The organism is Synechococcus sp. CB0205 (assembly GCF_000179255.1).
In the GTDB taxonomy this organism is placed as follows: domain Bacteria; phylum Cyanobacteriota; class Cyanobacteriia; order PCC-6307; family Cyanobiaceae; genus Vulcanococcus.
In genome coordinates this window covers 1-15,478 of record NZ_ADXM01000055.1, presented here as the reverse complement: position 1 = coordinate 15,478, position 15,478 = coordinate 1, and the positions used below count along the sequence as shown (strand labels likewise).

The window sequence follows — 15,478 nt, the reverse complement described above, 5'->3', positions numbered from 1 at the left end:
GAGCCAGAGAGGGATGTGTTTTCAGGGGAATGGTGCGAAAGCGGGCGATTGGCGATGGCCAGCTGCGGGATTTGGAGCAGCACTACATCCAGGCGATCTATCGCTACAACGAGGCCCTGGATCAGAGCCCCCATTGCGCCTCGAAGGCACGCCGGGAGATGGTTCGCCTTGAAGTGGAAGTCCGCAGACTGCGCTACGGCTACTGAGTTCCTCTTCAGCGCTCCGCTTTGGTGGCCTCTGCGATCAAGCGCTGAACCCGATCCAGCACGGACTCATTGCTGAGTCGATTGTTGAGGCGTTCCACCAGGTGCCAGTGCTAGGTCAAGTCTTACGAACTTGCGGGCCTGGGCTCTAGCGCCTCATCTCTGCCTGACATGCCTTTCGGAACATGGGGCCGCATCCGCTACACAAGCCAGACACTCCAGTCGGTACAAGGCTGAGACAAAAGTAAGACTTAGTCGACCGAGTGGGCTTAGCGTAACCGCTTCTTAATAACTCAATAACATTCGAGATAGGGCAAGGAGTTGGGATAGCTGGGAATGTTTTTGGACAAATGCGCTTTCGTTCTGCTGCGGTTGGCCTGGCGCTATTTTTGTCTGGTACTGCCGCGCACGCTGAGGATCCAACAGATAGAAGTGTTCCACAAGTAAAGACAAATGGTGGTTTGCGCTTCCAGAGCCAGGGCGCTGGGACATTCAGTACTTTGAGTGGCTATATCTACGCGCCTCTTTCCCAGTCAAAAGACGGGAACGTGCTGTTCGTGGATGGTTTTGCCAATTGGAATTTCGGCGGCGATCTCAACGACAGCAGCTTCGGTGCTAGCTCCCGCCTGGGCTACCGCTGGATGAGTAGCGGTAAGGACTGGATGTTTGGCGTCAACGCCGGTGCCGATACCACCCCTTATGAGGGTGATTACAACTGGCAGGCCGGGGTGGGCCTTGAAGCACTCAACAAAAATATTGAGCTGCGCGCCAACGGTTACATCCCCTTGAGCGACAGCAATCAAGAGGTGGGGCGGGGGTATTCAGGTGCCTATCTGAGCAATAACAGGCTGTATCTCACCAACACCTACCAAGACTGGATCACCAGCTTTGGCGGTCTGGATCTGGAGGTGGGTACTCCCGTGGCCAGATGGGACAGCGGCGGCCTCTGGCTCTATGCCGGGTACTACTACCTCGACGCAACGGTGGCCGGCGGCCCCGACAGCTCCGGCGTCAGTGCCCGGGCTGAGGCACGCATCGCCAACAATTTCGCGGTAGGCGCCACCTACAGCTACGACGACATCTTCCAGAGCAAAGCCACCGGCTACATCCGCTACGGCACGCAGCCGCTGAACCGCGATGCCGATGCAGAAATCTCCCGCGCCGAGCAGGCCCTGCTGGCCCAGCGTGGCCTACCGGTGGAACGTGAAATCGACGTGCGCATTAGCCAGGTGCGGATCGAGACAGGCACCCAAAAGGCGAAGAATCCCGACACCAATGAAGATTGGGTAATCCGCTGCGTCGGCAGCAACGCTAGTGGCAACGACTGCGATTACACCAGCCTGACGGCCGCAGTGAACGCCGGCAACAGCGATGTGATTTTGGTGGCCGATGGCAATGCCACAGACTTAGGCGGCGGCAGCCTGGCAATACCCAAGAGCGCGGTGCTGAGCAATGGCAGCAATGCACCCGATCTCGACACCCAATACGGCACGGCAGATCTGCGCGAGATCTATGGCGCCGGCAGCGTCAACCGCACGCCGACCATCAGCAACGGCACCCTGACGGTGGCCAGCGACAGTGCGATCGAAGGCTTCAGCTTCACTAACGCCACGATCACCAACCGCAGCACCAGCAATGTCAGCATCCGCAACAACACCTTCACCGGCTCGGTGAATGGTGAAGGAGCCATCGTCTTCGACGGTGCCACCGATGTGGTGATTGCTGGCAACACCATCACCAATCCCACCACCAGCGCCTTAGAGGGTGATGCCAATGGCAGCCTGATCGGCCGCGGTATCACGGTAAAGAACGGAAACAACATTCGCATCACCGGCAACACCGTGAAGGGTGCCACCGGCGAAGGCATCTACATCGAAAACATCGGCACCAGCCGCAACAACATGGTGAGCAACAACACCGTGAGCGACATGCGGGTGGATGTTGACACCAACATCGAAGCCGGAATCTTCGTTCGCAACAACAGAGACGGTTACATCGCCATCACCGGCAACACCGTGAAGGACAACAACCAGGAAAGCGGCGTGGGTGCACCCACCTCCCGCGGCCTGAGCGGGCAAAACGCCGCTGACGGCATCGAGCTGAACATCTGCCGCGGTGGGGAGAACCTTGGCTCCGATGCCTTCACCGACGGTGTGGCCGGCGCTTGCAACAGCAGCGCCACCCTAACCGCTGTGGTGAGCAACAACGTCGTCACCAACCTGCAAGGCAGTGCCGATGGAATTGACACCAATGTGGGCGACAACGGCACCCTGAACCTCATGGTGAAGGGGAACACGGTGACTGGCGCCGGTGATGAAGGATTCACCCTTGATGTTTTCGGTGCCAATACATCCGTCACTGCAACCATCAGCGACAACGTTTTCAAGACCTCTGGCGCGAAAGGTGCACGCACCGATGCAGGCGGAAACTTGGACGAGGATGGCTCCACTGACGGCATCGCCATCACCCTGCAGGAAAACGTGTCTGACACCGACTTCACCGCTGCAGGGAACTACGACTTCACGATCACCGGCAACACGATCGAAGCCGACACCGACAACCTGGCCGGCACCAACGAAAAACCAGAGAAAGCCGAAGGCATCAAATTCACCGTGGCCGAGAAGCTACGCGCTGGCAGCCTCACCATCAAAGCCACGATTGAAGACAACAGCATCCAAACACGCTCGGGTGATGGCATTGAATTCGACACCCTTACCGAAGCCAAAGGTTCCGCAAACGTCGACTACGACGTCACCATCAGGAACAACGCAATCACGCAATCCAATGATGCCAAACAAGCTGGTGTCGACGACGACGGTAAAACCAAAGACCTGATCAACATCTACTTCAGCGAAAACGAAGACGATCAGGCGGCAACAGATAACACCTATGTCACAGGCCAATTCACGATTGAAAACAATACCCTCAAAACCAACGAGGGCAATGGCGAGGTGAATGATGCCATCCAGATTGAAGGCATCGGGGCCAGCTACAAGACCAGCGTGAAGGTCACCGTCAAGAACCAGGTTCAAGATCAGGCGGTGAAGATCATCAAGGTGAACGGCCAGATCCTTGCGGATACCGTCACCAACCTAGAGATCAAAGACAACACCATCACCAACCCTGAGCTAAGCCTGCTCGAAGGTTCTTCAGTGGAGAGCTACATCGGTCGCGGCATCGATGTGCGCAACAGCAATAAGGTAACGATCGAAGATAACGTAATCACTGGTGCCACAGGCGAAGGCATCTACATCGAAAACATTGGCACCAGCACCGACAACATCATTACGGGCAACACCGTGTCGGGGATGAAGGCCAGTGAAGACTCCAACCTGGAAGCGGGCATCTTTGTTCGCAACGACAAAGACGGTTACATCGCCATCACCGGCAACACCGTGAAAGACAACAACCTCACCTCCGGTTTGGGCTTCCCTGCTGATCGCGGCACCAACGCCACTGACGGCATCGAGCTGAACATCTGCCGCGGCGGTGAGAACCTTGGCTCCGATGCCTTCACCGACGGTGTGGCCGGCGCCTGCGATAGCAACGCCACCCTCACCGCGGTGATTGATCAAAACACCGTTAGCAATCTCCAAGGTGGTGCTGACGGAATCGACGCCAACATTGGCGACAACGGCCGCCTGATCCTCACCGTGGATCAGAACAACGTGACGGGCGTCGGCGACGAGGGCTTCACCCTCGACGCCTTCGGTGCCAACACCCAGGCCACCGTCTCCATCACGAACAACACCCTGAATACCTCCGGTGCCAAGGGAGCAGCCCCTGGGGAGGACGGCTCCACTGACGGCATCGCCATCACCCTGCAGGAGAACGTGTCTGACACCGACTTCACCGCATCGGGTGTCTACAACTTCACGATCACCGGCAATACGATCGAAGCCGACACCGACAACCTAGCCGGCACCATTGAGCGCGCCGACAAAGCGGAAGGCATCAAATTCACTATCAATGAAGGGCTCAAGAACGGCACCACCAAGGTGACCGCTGTGATCGAGAACAATGACGTCACCACCCGCATTGGTGATGGCATCGAGTTCGCGGTCAATGAAAAAGCCGGTGAGGGCGTCGTCTTCGATGCCGACATCACCATCAACAACAACCGCATCGTTCAAACCAATGACAACCCGGTTGGATCAGACAACAAGGATCCCCGTGACCTGATCAAGGCCACCTTCGGAGAGGAAGGCGAAGCGTCCATCACCACTGGCTTCTTCACGATCACCAACAACACGGTGACCAGCGCCGCTGGAGCCGGCGATGCGTTCGACTACGAGAGCCTGAGCACGTCCACCAGCAATAGCTTCAAGTTCAAGATCCAAGGCAACGATTTCTCCGCTGCCGATGACAGAGATCTGAAGATCGCTCTCCCTGCTGGATTCCTTGGTATCTTCGCTCCCGATGGCACCACCGATTTCGACACTTACCTCGACAGCGTTAATACTGGCGCCGAGGCGGCAGTAGATTCACCTGCAGCCGAAGTATTCCGCTTCTAGCCTGGAATGCATTTATTACTTAATCTATAGCTGAAGACTTCGAAGAGCCCCCCACATAGCAATGGGGGCTCTTTATTTCTTTATAGGAACTCACCAGTTCTGATGAGGATCACCTGTTGACCCAATCATCAAGAACGCTCCAGGCTCAATCATGGTGAATTGGCCTTGATCACAGCGATCTTGCACTTCCTGGCATGTTCCACCGCTGCTTCCGTGCGGTTGCCTCAACCATTACGACTAGTGAGAGGAATCCGCTGGGCTGAGGCGGATGAGGTTGTGGTGGGGTGGGTGAGCTGTGGACCTGAGTCGTTCCTGCGAACTACCGCTCCGCTTTGGTGGCCTCTGCGATCAAGCGCTGAACCCTGTCTAGGACTGACTCGTTGCTGAGTCGATTGTTGAGGCGCTCCACCAGCAAAGGAAAGGCCAGTGGCCCCGGGCGTTGGGTGCGCTCCATCATCCATTCACTCGAGGCCATTCGCTCCAGTGCCGCGCGCAAGCGTTGCGTCTCGAGTTGCTCCTCCAGCACCTCACGGCGGGCCTGCTCCAGCAGCAGGTGATCCGGCTCGTGTTTTTGAAAGACGTCAAAGAGCAGGGCGGCGCTGATCTGCAGTTGACCGCCGGTTTTGTTCTGTCCGGGCATGGCCTGGGTGACCAGGCCGCTGACCTGGGCAATGGAGCGAAAGCGGCGGCGGCAGAGCTCTGAGAAGTTCAGGGCCTGCTCCAGGTCGGCGTCCAGGTTGGCGACGTCGAGCAGCTCATCGCCATGGAGCTCAATCAGCTCGTCAAAGGGGTAGCGCTTGGGGGCCAGCAGCTCAAAGCCGTAGTCGTTGATCGAGACCGTGACCGTGCTGGGGCGATAACGGGCCAGGCGCCAGGCCCAGAGAAAACCAATGCCTTCATGGACAAAGCGCCCTTCGAAGGGGAAGACGAAGAGATGGCTGCCCTCACGGCTCGAGCACACCTCCAGCAGGATCTGCTCCCGCCTGGGGATCCGTGAGAGATCAGCCTGGCGCCGCAGCAGTGGTTCCAGCGCCCGTAATTCCGGTGTGTCGAGCTCTGCCTCATCGCTCAGGCCCTGGGCACAACGATCGACCTCCTCCCGCAGGTGTTCGCTCAGCAGATCAGAGAGGGCCATCTGTCCTCCGGCCCAGGCTGGAACCGTGGAGCTCTTGCGGCTGGTGGCCTTGACCTGAGCAGTCATCTCCCGCAGGCGCACGAACTCGAGTTGCCGCCCGGCAAAGAAGAAGACATCGCCCGGTTTCAGCCGTCCGATGAAGGCCTCTTCCACATGGCCGATGACAGCGCCCCGTACAAACCGCACGGTGACGGAGCGATCCGCGGTGATCGTGCCGATGTTGAAGCGGTGATGGCGGGCAATCGTCTTGTCGATCACCCGGTAGTGGTAGGGCTGGCCCGCTTCTGCCGGCTCATCGCTGTCTGGTCTGCAGCGCACCAACTTGCGGTAGCGGGGGTAGGCCCCAAGGCATTGGCCCCCGTGCTCGAGAAAGTCCAGGCACCACTGCCACTGAGCGTCACTGAGGTTGCGGAAACTCCAGCTGCTGCGAACGGTCGCGAGTTCTTGCTCGGGCTCAAACCCCGGGCCGCAGGCCCGGCTGACCAGATGCTGAAGCAGGACATCGAGGGGGAGTTCCGGTGGTTTGCGGTGTTCCACCAAGCCACTGGCCAGGCCCCTGCGCATGGCACTGACCTCCAGCAGCTCCAAGGCGTTGGTGGGCATGAACAGCACCTGCGACGTCCCACCGGGGCAGTGGGCGCTGCGCCCGGCCCGCTGCAGCAGCCGCGCCAGATTTTTGGCACTGCCGATCTGCACCACCCGCTCCACCGGCTGGAAGTCCACCCCCAGGTCCAGGGAGCTGGTGCAGACCACCCAGCGCAGATCCCCCGCCTTGACGGCCGCTTCGATGGCCTCCCGTTCCGTGCGATCAATCGCGCTGTGGTGCAGGGCCAGGGCGTCCTCCATCTCCGGGCAGGCGAAGCGCAGGCACTGGTGCCAGCGCTCGGCCTGGTTGCGGGTGTTGGTGAAGAGCAGCGTGCTGATGGCGGGATCCAGTCCAGCTATTAACTCCTCGTACATCCGCAGTCCGAGGTGGCCCCCCCAGGGGAATCCGTCGATCTGCTCGGGCAAGAGGCTGCGGATGGCGGTCTCCCGCTGCAGTTGCTCCGAGACGATCAGGGGCTTGCTGCCTGTTGCCCCAAGGGCTGCCTGAGCTGCCTCCTCCAAGTTGCCGATCGTCGCGCTGATCGCCCAGGTGCGCAGTTTGGGCCGTTGTTGCCGCAGCCCACTCAGGCACAGCTCACACTGGCTGCCCCGTTTACTGCCCATCAGCTCATGCCACTCGTCAATGACGACGGCCTGAAGCCCCTCGAACAAGGCCGGTGCCTTGGGGTTGGCCAACAGCACACTCAGCGATTCGGGCGTGGTGATCAGGATTTGCGGTGGGGTGCGCAGCTGCTTGCTGCGCTCATGGGTCGCCGTGTCGCCATTGCGGATTCCGACACGAATCGGCCAGCCCATGGCCTCAATCGGTTGCTCAATCGCCAGGGCCAGATCCCGCGAGAGGGCCCGCAGGGGCGTGATCACCAGCAGGCGCAGGCCCTTGCCTTGGCCTGGCTCCTGGAGCATCTCGGCGATGGGCCCCATCACGGCGGCGTAGGTCTTGCCTGAGCCTGTCGGCACCTGCAGTAATCCGCTCTGGCCCTGGAGGTAGGCGTTCCAGACCTCCTGTTGAAAGGCCATGGGTGACCAGCCTTGCTGCTGGAACCAGGCTTCGATCGGCTGAAGCGCGCTGGTCATCGCCCCTCCATCAAGGCCAGGGCACTGGCGACGCTGTCGGCCTCAGAGGCGGGTTTGTCTTGGCGCCAGCGACTGATGCGCGGGAAGCGAACCGCCAGGCCGCACTTGTGACGTTTGGAGGGTTGCAGACCTTCGAAGGCCAGCTCGAAGACCAGGGTCGGCTCGACCGCTCGAACCGGACCAAAACGCTCGGTGGTGTGGGCCCGGATCCAGCGATCCACTTGCCGAATCTCGCCATCGTCGAGGCCCGAGTAGGCCTTGGCGAAAGTCACCAACTCGCCCTCGTCATTCCACAGCCCAAAGCTGTAATCGGTGTAGAGGTTCGCTCGCCGACCACTCCCGGATTGGGCGTAGAGCAGGACGGCATCGAGGTGGAAGGGTTCGAGCTTGTGTTTCCACCAGTGCCCGCGCTTGCGACCCACGAGGTAGGGGGAGGGTTTCGCCTTGAGCATCAGCCCTTCGGCCCCTTTCTCCCGCGCTTGCTCCCGCAGGGGCTCGAGCTCGCTCCAGCCCTTGAGGGCAGGGGTCTCGGAGAGGCGTAAGCGTGATCGCTCCTCGCCGTGCGCTCGGGCGTCGCTCCAGCGTTGAACCAGCGTTTCCAACTGCTCACGGCGCTCCTGCAGCGGCGCTTGCCGTAGATCACATCCCTCCAGCTCCAGCAGGTCGTAGGCCATGAAGGCCGCTGGGCACTGCTTTTGTAGGGTCCGGCTCGGGGCCTTGCGTCCGAGGCGCCGCTGCAGGGTGGCAAAGGGTTCTGGGGCTGGTGCCTCGGCCTGCCAGATCAAGACCTCCCCATCGAGCACCGTTCCCTGCGGCAAGGTCTCAGCGAGGCTGATCAGCTCCGGAAAGGCCTCATTGATCAGGTCCTCGCCGCGGCTCCAGAGACTGCAACCGCCACTGCGGTGGATCAGCTGACCGCGGATGCCGTCCCACTTCCACTCGAGTTGCCACTGGTCCGCAGGGGTCTGCTGGATCTGCTCGAGTTCGATTGGGCTGGCGAGGAAAAACGGATAGGGCCTCGCCGCCAGGGCATCGCCATCACTCGCGGCTGCGGTCAGCGCGCTGAAGCTCTCAGCCGAGGGTGTGAACCCGCCCATCAGGCGATGGGCGATGAGGGCTTCATCGAGATCGGCGCTGCGGGCGACACCGCGGGTCACCAGCCCGGTGGAGACCCCGACGCGGAAACCACCACTGAGCAACTTGTTGATCAACAGGAGCTCGCTGTTGGGCAGGGTTTGCCAGCAGCGAATCACCGCGGCCTCCTGCTCCTTCCCCTCCGCTGCAGCCAGTTTCGGTAGGACCTGCTCCATCCAGTCCCCCAGGCTTTTCTCTGGGCCCTGCCTTGGTGGATCCGTTTGGTGTTGGCCCCAAAGCAGGGAGACCGTTTCGGCCGAATCGCCCACCTGGTTACTGCAGGCTTCGAACAGCCAATCCGGCAGCGCCAGGGCCTTCAGGCAGATTTCGCGCAGGCGCCGGCCGGTGATCAAGCGCTTGCGGCGCTTGCCCAACAGCAGGGCCATGGCCCAGGCCCCATCAGCCGGAGGAGCCGAGCGGAAATAGGTCTCCAGGGCCTCCAGCTTGGCTGTGGTACTGCTTGTGCCATCGAGTTCAGCGAAGAGTGCGGAGAAGGCCTTCATGGCGTCTCCTCCTCATCGAAGCGTTCGGCTTCGAAGGCCCCCTCGAGGGGTTCAGCGCTGATGCCCTCCACCTCCTTGAGGTAGCGCGAGAGCACGGCGCTCTGACCATGGGTCACATAGACCTGCTGGGCTTGGCTGTCCTGAACGGTTCGCACCAGTCCGGACCAGTCGGCGTGATCGCTCATCACGAAACCGCGGCCATAGCCCCGCCGGCGCCGTGCTCCCCGTACGGCCATCCAGCCGCTCACAAAGCCGTTCTGGGCCTTCGCCAAGCGACTGAGCCCCCGGCTGCGGTGGGCCGCCGGCGGCGCAATCACCAGGCGTCCCGCGAGGGATTCATCCTTGGGCAACTGGGAGAGAGCCATCGTCGGTGGCATGGCAACCCCCGCCTCGCGGTAGGGCGCCATCAGTCGATCGACGGCGCCATGGAGCAGCACCGTCTCCTCGATGCCGAGTCGATGCAGCTCGGCGAGCACTCGCTGTGCCTTCCCAAAGGCGTAGCAAAAGAGCACCGAAGGCCTGTCCGGCGCGCCGCGCCACCAGTTGACGATTTCACGGGCCACCTCCGCCCCGCTTTGCCAGCGGTAGATGGGAAGGCCAAAGGTGGCTTCGCTGATGAAGACGTCGGCCTGTACGGGCTCAAATGGTTCGCAGCTGGGGTCGGCGCAGCGCTTGTAGTCGCCGCTGACCAGCCAGCTCTCTCCGCCGGCTTCCAGTCGGATTTGGGCACTGCCGAGCACGTGTCCTGCCGAGTGAAAGGAGACCCGGGCGTCGCCAATGCGGTTCAGGTCCCCGTAGCCCACCGGTAACAGATTGATCTCGGCCCCCAGCCGCTCCCGCAGGATCCCCTCACTCGAGGCCACGGCCCAGTACTCCCCACATCCCGGCCGGGCGTGGTCGGCATGGGCATGGGTGATGAGGGCCCTGGGGACTGGCCGCCAGGGATCGATCCAGGCACCAGCTGCCGCGCAGTACAGCCCTTCTCGGGTGAGCTGCAGCAGGCCGCCTGGGGCGAGGGGCATGGGCGCTGGCGGGCGTCATCGGCCTGAATCATGACCACCCAGCTCCCAGCACCGCGTTTTCTCGCTAGTCAGGGGGGACCCCCTGCTGCCCTGGCATGGCCCTGCAAGCGTTTCGTGATGAGCTGGCCAGCACTGCTGCTGCCCTGGCAGCCCCGGGAACAGGACTCTTGGCGGCGGATGAATCCACCGGAACCATCGGCAAGCGTTTTGCTGCGATCGGACTGGAGAACAGCGAGGAGAACCGGCGCGCCTACCGCAGTCTTCTGGCAACCACCGAGGGCCTCAGCGAGCACATCTCTGGCGTGATTCTGTTCGAAGAAACCCTCTTTCAAGACAGCACGACTGAGGCCGGTGGGGGACCGATTGTCGAGTTGTTCAAGGCCCAGGGCATCGTTCCCGGGATCAAGGTCGATCAGGGGGTGGAGCCCTTGGCCGGCGGCTTAGAGGGCGAATCCTGGTGCACCGGCCTGAAGGGCTTGGCGGAGCGGGCAGCGCGCTACTACGAACGCGGTGCGCGCTTTGCGAAGTGGCGGGCGGTGCTGCAGATCAGCTCCCATGGCTCACCATCGGAGCTCTCCGTTAAAGAGAACGCCTGGGGATTGGCCCGCTATGCCCGCACCGTTCAGGAGCAGGGCCTGGTGCCGATCGTGGAGCCGGAGATCCTGATGGACGGTGAGCACGACATCACCACGACCGCCGCCGTCCAGGAATGGGTGTTGCGCACCACCTACGAAGCCCTGGCGGTCAATGGGGTCTTTCTTGAGGGCAGTTTGCTTAAGCCGTCGATGACCTGCGCAGGGGCGGCCTGCCCCCAGCAACCCACGGCCGAAGAGGTGGGTGAATTCACGGCCCGCACCTTGATGCGCACGGTTCCCTCGGCCGTCCCCGCGATCCTGTTCCTCAGCGGGGGCCTCAGCGAAGAGGACGCGAGCCTCTGTCTCAACGCCGTGAACCAGGCGGCCTCAGGAGCCCCTTGGCACCTGGGCTTCTCCTATGGCCGGGCCCTCCAGCATTCCTGCATCAAGCACTGGGCAGGATCGGATCTCAAGGCGGGGCAAGCCGCCCTGATGGCCAGGGCCCGTGCCAACGGCGCCGCCAGCCTGGGCGGTTATGTCGCTGGATCCGAACCCTCGGATGACAGCAGCCTCTTTGTGGCGAACTACAGCTATTAGCGGCTCATCTCGAGCATTTTTTGAATCGGTGCGAGGGCCCGCAGGCGCATCGCTTCATCCATCTCGATGCGCGGCTCCATCGACTCCAGGCATTGCCAGAGCTTCTCAAGCGTGTTCAGACGCATGTAGGGGCAGGCGTTGCAGCTGCAGCCATCGGCGCCGGGGACCTCAAAGAACGCCTTGCCTGGAACGGCCTTGCGCATTTGGTGCAGGATTCCTGGTTCCGTCAGGACAATGAACTCCTGGGCTGCACTGGCTTCGGAACGCCGCAGCAGGGCACTGGTGGAGCCGATGAAGTCGGCGTGGTCCAGGAGGTGCTGCTGGCACTCCGGATGGGCCAGCACCTCTGCCTTGGGGTGATCTAGTTTCAGTTGCAGCAGGCCCTGCTCGCTGAAGGTTTCGTGAACGATGCAGCTACCCGGCCAGAGGGTGAGTTCCCGGCCGCTCTGGCTCTGGACCCAGCGCCCCAGGTTTTGGTCCGGCGCAAACAGGATCGGTTGATCAGCGGGGAGCTGATTCACCAGATCGACGGCATTGCTGCTGGTGCAGATCAGGTCGCTCTGGGCTTTGACTGCAGCCGAACAGTTGATGTAGCTGACCACCAGGTGGTCGGGATGCTCGGCCCGAAACTGGGCGAAGCCATCGGCTGGGCAGGCATCCGCCAAGGTGCAGCCCGCCTCCAGATCCGGCAGCAGCACGGTCTTCTGGGGGCTGAGGATCTTCGCGACTTCGGCCATGAAGTGCACCCCGCAGAAGACGATCACCTCGGCATCGGTGGCCGCTGCCTTGCGGGAGAGCTCAAGCGAATCGCCAATGAAGTCGGCGATGTCCTGAATCTCTGGCTCTTGGTAGTAGTGGGCCAGGATCACGGCATTGCGTTGCCGTTTCAATGCGGCAATGGCCTCCGGTAGATCCCGGTGAGCAGGGCAACCGGAGGCGGTGTTCTGGGCTGCCGCGAAAACCAAGGATCTGGCCCTAAGTGGTGCAGGATGGCGGAAGCCTAGGCACCGCTTGGCCCCCCTCCGCATTGCCATCGCCGGAGATTTGCATGGCCAATGGGACGGCCTGGATGAGGAGGTTCTGTCCCAGGTCAAACCGGACGCCCTGCTGGTCGTGGGCGACCTCAGCGACGGCCAGCAGGCCATCCCCAAGCGTCTCTCGCGCCTGGCCTTGCCCTTGGCCTGCATCCTTGGCAACCACGACACCGGCCGCGATGCCAGTGGCCGCACCCTTCAGGCGCAGTTGACGCTTCTGGGGGATCTGCACTGCGGCTGGGGCCTGCGGGAGTTGCAGCCCCCGGGGCTGGCTGTCGTGGGAGCCCGTCCGGCCAGTGCCGGAGGGGGGCATTACCTCAACCGCGCCGCCGAGGCGGTCTTTGGTCCGGTGGGCGTCGAGGAGTCTGCCGAGCGCATCACTGCAGCGGCATTGCGGGCTGATCCCTCGATCCCTCTGGTGGTTTTGGCCCATTCCGGTCCGACGGGTCTGGGTAGCGAGGCCTCCGATCCCTGCGGCCGCGATTGGAAGGCCCCGGCCTGTGATTGGGGCGATCAGGATTTAGCCCTGGCGATCGATCGCATTCGCCGCAGTCGTCCTCTGCCGTTGGTGGTGTTTGGCCACATGCATCACCGGCTGAAACGCGGTCAGGGGGAGCGTCAGAGCTTCTGCCGGGATCGATCCGGGACGGCCTATCTCAATACCGCGTTTGTCCCGCGTCACAGCGAGGACGCCCAGGGTCGTGCCCTGCGGCATTTCAGTTGGGTGGAGTTCCAGGGCGGCGTGCTGCAGGAGGTCTCCCATCGCTGGTTCAGCCATGACGGCGCCCTGCTCTACCGCCAGACGCTCTATCGCGCGGAGGACGTTTAGACGGTGCTGATTTACGTCTGCATCAGCGGCCATGGCTTTGGCCATGGCTCCCGCGTCGCCTCTGTCTTGAGCGCCCTGCACCGGTTGCAGCCGTCCTGGCGGATCGTGCTCTCGACGCCCCTGCCCGCTCGGTTTCTCGACTTGGCCTTTGAGGAGATTCCCTTTGAGCACCGCCCCTTGCGCTGGGATGTCGGAGTGATCCAGGCCGATGCCCTGGGGGCTGATCCAGACGCGACCCTGGCGGCGCTGGAGGCCCTGGATCAGCGCTTGCCCCAACAGATTCAGCAGGAGCTGGCCTGGCTGAGAGAGCAGGCTGAACCGGTTGTGGTGCTGGCGGATGTCCCCCCCGATGCGGCCCGGTTGGCGGGGGCCCTCGCCGTCCCATTGATCTGGATGGGCAATTTCGGCTGGGATGCCATCTACCGGCCCATGGGTGGTTCCTTTACGGCCCTGGCAGAGCGGGCCCTGGGGCTCTACCGCCAGGGAACGGCTTTGATTCGCTGCCCCCTGGCCATGGAGATGGACTGGGGGCTCCCCTCCCATGACGTCGGTCTCACCGCCGGTCGTCCGCGCCTGGATTCAGCAGCGGTGCGCGATCGGCTGAATCTGCGCGCAGCCCCAGATCGGACCGTGCTGATGGGATTCGGTGGATTGGGCCTCCAGCTCAACCCTGGGCTGTTTGCCCGTTGGCCAGACCACCACTTTCTGGTGAGTGATCCCGGGCTGCACTGCGCGGCCAAGAACGTCAGCGTTCTCCCGCAGGACCTCCGCCCCCTGGAGGTGATGCCCCTCTGCTCGCGCGTGATCACGAAGCCCGGCTACAGCACCTTTTGTGAGGCAATGGCCCTGGGGCTTGGCATTCACCTGGTCCATCGCGTGGGCTTTGCGGAGGCCCAGGTCCTGGAAGAGGCCCTGCAACGGCATGCTCCCCATCGCCTGTTGAGCCGGGCGCAGTTGGAGAAAGGGGAGTGGCAGCTCGATCAGCCGTTGATCCCCGCCAGCGGATCCGGCTTGCCTCCCGATGGGGCCGATCAGGCGGCTCGGATCCTGATCGCCTTGGCTTCGGACTTGAGGTGCTGATCTGCTGAAACTTTCAGCCTTTTGTTCTTTTTGTCACCACAAACTGTGCTTGAGAGTGATGCGAAAACGGACGCGCAGTTCTTGATGCTGGTGGACGGTTATTGCACTGGTATGGATGACTTGCCTGTTTGACGGTTTGATAGGCAAACTCTACGCATCCAATTAATTAGTTGCCATACCTCGGCAGGAAATAGCTTTCCCGCCCCACGTAGACAGCTTGTTGATTCGGTGCGCAGGTCGTGCACCCTCCCGGGTGTCCCTTTTCCGTGCGCTGCTCTTTGCCTTTGTTGGTTTGACCACTCAGATCCCCTCGAAGTCGATTGCTCCTTCGAGCTCTGTCTGTTCAACCCTTGCTCTTCCTCTCTTCTCCCTGGCCGGCGTTGCCCTGGCTCTGGCTCCGCTGCCTGCCCTTGCCGATGCCGGCAAGCTCAAGCCCCAGGTCAGCGAGTCCAGTGACGTCAGCCTGTTGCCGGCCATCCCTCCGGTGCCTCGGGCTCCTGCCATGCCCCGCTCAAGGCTGGCCATGCTGGATGGCAATGACGGCACGATCAGCCCCGGCGGTCCCTTCCGTTACGTCATCACGCCCGAGCGCCGTGCCCTGCTGAACACGATCCGGTTCGCTGAGGGCACCTGGGCCCGTGGTGAAGATCTCGGTTACCGCGTGATGTTTGGTGGCGGTCTGATGGGCGGACTGGAGCGCCATCCCAACCGCGTGATCTATTCCGGTCGCTACGCCAGCGCCGCTGCGGGTGCCTATCAGTTCATGCCCTTCACCTGGACGATGGCCAGTCAGAAGCTTGGTCTGGCCGGCTTTGGTCCCCACGTGCAGGATCAGGCGGCCCTGTTCTTGATCCAGCGCCGCGGGGCCCTGGCTTTAGCCGATCGTGGCGAGTTCACCCCCCAGTTGGCGGCGAAGTTGGCGCCGGAATGGGCCTCGTTTCCGACCCTGGCCGGATACAGCTATTACGGCCAACCGGTGAAGCGCTACACCGCCCTCAAGGCCTTTTACGAGCAGAGCCTTGCCCAGCTGAAAACCCTGGCAGAACCTGCTCAGGAGCCTGTGGTTGAGCTCCCCACCTGTGAGCCGGTGCAGTCCCTGCGCTGCCGTCTTCAGGCCCTCGATCGCATCGGCCCCAAGCCCAAGAGCCTAGGGATCTAACCCAGGGCTCCTT

Annotated in this window: 10 protein-coding genes; 6 read left to right on the top strand and 4 right to left on the bottom strand. The window is 62.1% G+C overall.

What is annotated here, in order from left to right; genetic code table 11:
• Positions 1-206: hypothetical protein (locus tag CB0205_RS16135; RefSeq protein WP_232197309.1), on the top strand; the 206-nt coding region annotated here is incomplete at its 5' end.
• A gap of 347 nt (positions 207-553) precedes the next feature.
• Positions 554-4,717: an S-layer family protein gene (locus tag CB0205_RS0111075; protein WP_083797936.1), complete on the top strand. Its 4,164-nt coding sequence runs from the start codon at positions 554-556 to the stop codon at positions 4,715-4,717.
• A 319-nt stretch (positions 4,718-5,036) separates the two neighbouring features.
• On the opposite strand, the gene CB0205_RS0111070 is transcribed toward CB0205_RS0111075, so the two are convergent.
• Genes CB0205_RS0111070 through CB0205_RS0111060 form a run of 3 tightly spaced genes read right to left on the bottom strand, consistent with a single transcriptional unit; the run spans position 5,037 to position 10,191 of the window.
• Positions 5,037-7,532 (bottom strand): ligase-associated DNA damage response DEXH box helicase, encoded by a 2,496-nt coding sequence (locus CB0205_RS0111070; protein ID WP_010317346.1) that lies wholly within the window; start codon positions 7,530-7,532, stop codon positions 5,037-5,039.
• Positions 7,529-9,169, bottom strand: a complete 1,641-nt coding sequence (locus CB0205_RS0111065) for an ATP-dependent DNA ligase (protein ID WP_010317345.1) — start codon at positions 9,167-9,169, stop codon at positions 7,529-7,531. Before CB0205_RS0111065 ends, CB0205_RS0111070 begins: the two co-directional genes overlap by 4 nt.
• Positions 9,166-10,191 (bottom strand): ligase-associated DNA damage response exonuclease, encoded by a 1,026-nt coding sequence (locus tag CB0205_RS0111060; RefSeq protein WP_010317343.1) that lies wholly within the window; start codon positions 10,189-10,191, stop codon positions 9,166-9,168. Before CB0205_RS0111060 ends, CB0205_RS0111065 begins: the two co-directional genes overlap by 4 nt.
• Before the next feature lie 95 nt (positions 10,192-10,286).
• On the opposite strand from CB0205_RS0111060, the gene CB0205_RS0111055 reads away from it, so the two are divergent.
• Positions 10,287-11,363: a class I fructose-bisphosphate aldolase gene (locus CB0205_RS0111055; RefSeq protein ID WP_010317342.1), complete on the top strand. Its 1,077-nt coding sequence runs from the start codon at positions 10,287-10,289 to the stop codon at positions 11,361-11,363.
• On the opposite strand, the gene nadA is transcribed toward CB0205_RS0111055, so the two are convergent.
• Entirely contained in the window at positions 11,360-12,328 is a 969-nt protein-coding gene (gene nadA, locus CB0205_RS0111050; protein WP_010317340.1) for a quinolinate synthase NadA, read from the bottom strand. The genes CB0205_RS0111055 and nadA overlap by 4 nt on opposite strands.
• A 46-nt stretch (positions 12,329-12,374) precedes the next feature.
• Between nadA and CB0205_RS0111045 the strand changes: the two genes are divergently transcribed.
• The 3 genes from CB0205_RS0111045 to CB0205_RS0111030 all read left to right on the top strand — a co-directional run bounded on the left by CB0205_RS0111045 (position 12,375) and on the right by CB0205_RS0111030 (position 15,465).
• Positions 12,375-13,226, top strand: a complete 852-nt coding sequence (locus CB0205_RS0111045) for a TIGR04168 family protein (RefSeq protein WP_043706015.1) — start codon at positions 12,375-12,377, stop codon at positions 13,224-13,226.
• Positions 13,227-13,229: 3 nt separating this feature from the next.
• Positions 13,230-14,306, top strand: a complete 1,077-nt coding sequence (locus tag CB0205_RS0111040) for a hypothetical protein (protein ID WP_010317336.1) — start codon at positions 13,230-13,232, stop codon at positions 14,304-14,306.
• Positions 14,307-14,559: 253 nt separating this feature from the next.
• Positions 14,560-15,465, top strand: a complete 906-nt coding sequence (locus CB0205_RS0111030) for a glycoside hydrolase family 104 protein (RefSeq protein ID WP_010317331.1) — start codon at positions 14,560-14,562, stop codon at positions 15,463-15,465.
• Positions 15,466-15,478 lie beyond the last annotated feature (13 nt).

What these genes read in the sequence shown, in the direction of transcription:
- CB0205_RS0111055 (WP_010317342.1), top strand. Translation starts at nt 10,287, where the DNA reads ATGGCCCTGCAAGCGTTTCGTGATGAGCTGGCCAGCACTGCTGCTGCC.
- CB0205_RS0111070 (WP_010317346.1), bottom strand. Translation starts at nt 7,532, where the DNA reads ATGACCAGCGCGCTTCAGCCGATCGAAGCCTGGTTCCAGCAGCAAGGC.
- CB0205_RS0111060 (WP_010317343.1), bottom strand. Translation starts at nt 10,191, where the DNA reads ATGCCCCTCGCCCCAGGCGGCCTGCTGCAGCTCACCCGAGAAGGGCTG.
- CB0205_RS0111075 (WP_083797936.1), top strand. Translation starts at nt 554, where the DNA reads ATGCGCTTTCGTTCTGCTGCGGTTGGCCTGGCGCTATTTTTGTCTGGT.
- CB0205_RS0111065 (WP_010317345.1), bottom strand. Translation starts at nt 9,169, where the DNA reads ATGAAGGCCTTCTCCGCACTCTTCGCTGAACTCGATGGCACAAGCAGT.